At 58.8% G+C, this 1102-nt stretch carries 1 protein-coding gene; it reads right to left on the bottom strand.

Annotated elements, in window-relative coordinates; all coding sequences use genetic code 11:
- The coding region (locus INT21_RS07170; RefSeq protein ID WP_193085024.1) for an amino acid adenylation domain-containing protein at positions 1–1102 on the bottom strand (1102 nt) is incomplete at both ends.

Below are 1102 nucleotides of genomic sequence, written 5' to 3'. Positions count from 1 at the left end.
CTTCTTCCATCTCGCCCTGAGGCGGCTCGTGCTGAGAGCCACTGATCAAATCCGGCTCGGGTAAGGCTTTGCGGTCTACTTTGCCGTTGGCATTCAGCGGCAGTCTATCGAGCGTAACCACAACTCCCGGCACCATATAATCTGGCAACTGTTGACCCAGCGCTTCACGTAGTGAGCTGGTGTCGAGCTCACTGTCGGCTTGGGGAACCACATAAGCGACTAACCTAGAACCACCGGGGCCTTCTTGAGCGACCACTACTGACTCGCGAACCTCCGTCTGAGCTAATAGCTCGGCCTCGATCTCACCCAGTTCGATACGTAGGCCTCGGATCTTCACCTGGTGATCGAGGCGGCCCAGGTACTCGAGCTGGCCATCTTCCCGCCAGCGCACCAGATCGCCGGTGCGGTAGAGGCGTTCGCCCTGCGCAAACGGATCAGCGACAAAGCGTTCTGAGGTAAGGTCAGGGCGGTGCAGGTAGCCCCGTGCTAAGCCCACGCCACCGAGATAGAGTTCACCCGCGACTCCTGGCGGCGCCAGGTTAAGATCGCCGTCCAACACATAGGTACGGATACCGGCGACCGGTTGTCCGATCGCTACCTGATTGCCCCCATCGTCTTGGCACGTCCAGTGGGTAACATCGATAGCTGCTTCGGTGGGGCCATAGAGGTTGTAGAGCTCCGAGTGAGGCAAGCGGGCAAACACCTGGTTCTGCAACTCTGCCGGTAGCGCTTCACCGCTACATACCAGGCGAGTCAGACTAGTACAGGCTTCTACCTCGCCATGCGCCAAGAAGGCCTGAAGCATCGACGGCACGAAGTGCAGTGTAGTGATGTTGTGGGTACGGATTAATTCGACCAGTTGTGCCGGTTCGCGATGAGCGCCTGGTGGCGCCATCACTAGGCGCCCCCCCTGCATCAACGGCCAGAAGAATTCCCATACCGAGACATCGAAGCTGAAGGGCGTTTTCTGTAGCACCGCATCGTCAGCCGTTAGGCCATAGGCCTCCTGCATCCACTGTAGGCGATTGGTTAGTGCATGGTGACGGTTGGCCGCTGCTTTGGGTCGCCCGGTAGAACCCGAGGTGTAAATCACATAAGCGAG

This window comes from Halomonas sp. 3F2F, from assembly GCF_014897805.1.
Lineage (GTDB): Bacteria > Pseudomonadota > Gammaproteobacteria > Pseudomonadales > Halomonadaceae > Vreelandella.
Note: the sequence above shows the minus strand (reverse complement) of the source record. Positions and strands in the feature narration are given on the sequence as shown.